Origin of the sequence: Leucobacter soli (genome assembly GCF_042659205.1) — a bacterium.
In the GTDB taxonomy this organism is placed as follows: domain Bacteria; phylum Actinomycetota; class Actinomycetes; order Actinomycetales; family Microbacteriaceae; genus Leucobacter; species Leucobacter soli.
The window spans coordinates 1-2,886 of record NZ_JBHSRW010000266.1 but is presented as its reverse complement, the minus strand read 5'-3'; the positions used below and the strand labels follow the sequence as shown (position 1 = coordinate 2,886).

The 2,886-nt window shown below is 70.7% G+C and carries 3 protein-coding genes; all 3 read right to left on the bottom strand.

What is annotated here, in order from left to right:
- Positions 1 to 43: 43 nt before the first annotated feature.
- Genes mtrB through ACFPZL_RS11905 form a run of 3 tightly spaced genes read right to left on the bottom strand, consistent with a single transcriptional unit; the run spans position 44 to position 2,884 of the window.
- Positions 44 to 1,747: an MtrAB system histidine kinase MtrB gene (mtrB, locus tag ACFPZL_RS11915; RefSeq protein ID WP_218116370.1), complete on the bottom strand. Its 1,704-nt coding sequence runs from the start codon at positions 1,745 to 1,747 to the stop codon at positions 44 to 46.
- 3 nt (positions 1,748 to 1,750) lie between these two features.
- Positions 1,751 to 2,458: an MtrAB system response regulator MtrA gene (mtrA, locus tag ACFPZL_RS11910; RefSeq protein WP_218116371.1), complete on the bottom strand. Its 708-nt coding sequence runs from the start codon at positions 2,456 to 2,458 to the stop codon at positions 1,751 to 1,753.
- A gap of 60 nt (positions 2,459 to 2,518) precedes the next feature.
- Positions 2,519 to 2,884, bottom strand: a complete 366-nt coding sequence (locus tag ACFPZL_RS11905) for a hypothetical protein (protein ID WP_382335561.1) — start codon at positions 2,882 to 2,884, stop codon at positions 2,519 to 2,521.
- Positions 2,885 to 2,886: the final 2 nt, after the last annotated feature.

The following is a 2,886-nucleotide window of genomic DNA, read 5'->3' as shown; positions in this document are numbered from 1 at the left end:
AGCACGGCGGCGAGCGCGTCGATCCCGATCCCTCGCCGTGCCCTCATCGCCTCGCCTCCCGACTCAATCGGCGGCTCGCGCGCCGCAGCCATCCCCCGGCCGTCTCCACGGCGTCGCGATCCGACGTCACGTCCTCCGGCACCAGCGGGATCGGCGACACGAAGGATCCTGGGTACGCGGCCCGCGGCAGGGTCAGCAGGAAGTGCGACCCCTCGCCCAGCCGCGACCAGGCCTCGAGCGTTCCGCCGTGCACCGCGGCATCCTCCTGGGCGATGGCGAGCCCCAGGCCCGTGCCCCCGAGCGTGCGCTTGCGCGACGGATCCGCCCGCCAGAAGCGGTCGAAGACGTGCGCGATGTGCTCGCTGCTCAAGCCCACCCCCCAATCCCGGACGCCGATCGCGACCGCCCCCGCGTTCGAGTCCACCGAGACCACGATCGGACGGCCCTCCCCGTGCTCGATCGCGTTGCCGACCAGGTTCGACACGATGCGGCGGATCCGGCGCGCGTCGACCTCCAGCGGGCTGAAGCCGCCGTCGGTGCAGATCTCGATCGGGCTCCCGGAGAGCGGGCGCAGCCCCTCGACGACGTCGTTCGTGAGTGCGACGAGGTTCGTGGGCTCGGTCTCGATCACCACGCGCCCCGCGTCGTACCGGGAGATCTCCAGCAGATCGGTGAGGAGCGACTCGAAGCGGTCGATCTGGTCACCGAGCACCTCGATCGCGCGCGCCTGGCTCGACTCCGGGTCGTGCTCCTGCGCCTTCAGCACCTCGCTCGCGAGCCGCACCGTCGTCAGCGGCGTGCGCAGCTCGTGCGAGACGTCGGAGACGAAGCGCTGCTGCATCTCGGAGAGCCGATCGAGCTCGTCGATCCGTCGCTGCAGGGTGTCGGCCATGTCGTTGAAGCCCTTCGACAGCTGGTCGAAGTGCTCGTCGTTCTGCAGCGGCATGCGCGCCTCGCGATCGCCGGCGGCCAGGCGCCGACTCGTGTTCGCCGCCACCCGGATCGGCCGGAACACGATGTTCGAGATGACCAGCACGAGCCCGCCGATCAGCAGCATGAGGAACAGCGCGGTGAGCGCGAGCGTGCGGCTGATGAAGCCGAGCGCGCGCTCCGTGTCCGAGAGGTCGTAGCCGATGAAGAGGTCGTAGGTGCCCGCCCCGGCGGGGAAGCTCAGCGTCGAGGCGACGACGATCCCAGGGTTCTCCACGCCCGAGTCGTCCATCAGCCGCACCGCCTGCCAGAACTGCGGCGCCTCGCCCTGCTTCACCGCTTCGGAGAGCTCCGGCGTCACGGCGTCGACCAGCTGCGGCAGCGTCGTCGAGTCGTCGGGCGCATCGGGGGCGGGCGCCTGCCCCGGCTGCCGCCGCACGTAGATCAGCTGGCTCGCCGACGTGTCCTGCACGGTCCGTCGGACCGAGGCGGCGAGCGCCAGCATCGACGCCCGGTTGCTCGCGTCGGAGGCGTCGATCCGCCCCTGCGCGGCGAGCGTCGCCCGGGCGGAGTCCTGCAGCACCTGATCGCGGCGCGCGGAATACAGGTCGTCGCCGACGTTCGTCAGGATGAAAGTGCCCGCGATCAGGATCATCACACCCGTCACGATCCCCGTGATCGTCATGGTGCGGAGCTTGAGGGAGCGCTTCCAGCGCCGGCGGAGCGGGCCGAGCAGCGGTTGGCTGAAGCGGATCCACCTGAGCCGGAGCCGCCGGAGCCGCTGCCGGAACGCCGAGCGTCCGTTCCTGGCGACCACGGGCTAGTCGGTGCTCGGAGCGCCGCCGGGTCGTTGCGCGGCACCTGCCCGATAACCGACGCCGCGCACCGTCGTCACGATGACCGGGTGGTCGGGATCGAGCTCGATCTTGGCCCGCAGGCGCTGCACATGCACGTTGACGAGCCGGGTGTCGGCCTTGTACTGGTAGCCCCAGACCCGCTCGAGCAGGACTTCGCGGGTGAACACCTGCTGCGGCTTCCGGGCGAGGATCACGAGCAGGTCGAACTCGAGGGGGGTGAGCGGGATCACCTGAGTGCCGCGCCGCACCTCGTGCGCCGACACGTCGATGTACAGGTCGCCGATGCGCAGCTCTTCGTTGCTCTCCTGCTGCGGCTCGCGCAGACGCGCGCGCACCCGGGCGATGAGCTCGGCCGGGTTGAAGGGCTTCATCACGTAGTCGTCGGCGCCGGCCTCGAGCCCGGCCACCACATCGGTCGTGTCGGTGCGGGCCGTGAGCATGATGATCGGCACGCCCGACTCGGCACGGATCCGGGTGCACACCTCGATGCCGTCGAGACCGGGGAGCATCAGATCGAGCAGCACCAGGTCGGGTCGCATGTCGCGGAACTGCTCGACGGCCTCCGCGCCGTCCGCCGCATGCTCGGTGAGGAACCCTTCGCCCTGCAGCACGATGCCGAGCATCTCGGCCAGTGCCTTGTCGTCATCGACGACGAGAATCCGCGCGCTCATGCTCTGATAGTAGCCTGTCGCGCCGGGATCGCCGCTGAACCGCGACCGCCGGAGCGGGGCTCAGTAGTGCTCGAAGTAACCAGGTAAAAGATCCCAGGGGTCGCGCCCCAGGTACTCGCAGACCGCGAGGTAGACGCAGCGCCCGACGAAGAGCGTGCGATGCTCGGCGTCGGGGATGTGCAGTCCGCCGGCGCGCTGGATCGGCATCCGGTAGAGGGTGATGGTGCGCGCGCGGCGGTCGATCGCGTAGAAGAGGGGGTGCTCGCTCTCGCCGGTGCCCGTGGAGCGCCCGGTCGGGGCCGGCGGCGCGGTCGCGAAGCCGACACGCACGCCGAGCAGCTGATCCCCGAGACGGCTCTGGATCAGCTCGAGCGCGCCGCGCGCGTCGGTCTCGAAGCGGAGGACGCGGCCGTCGGGATCCGGCAGCG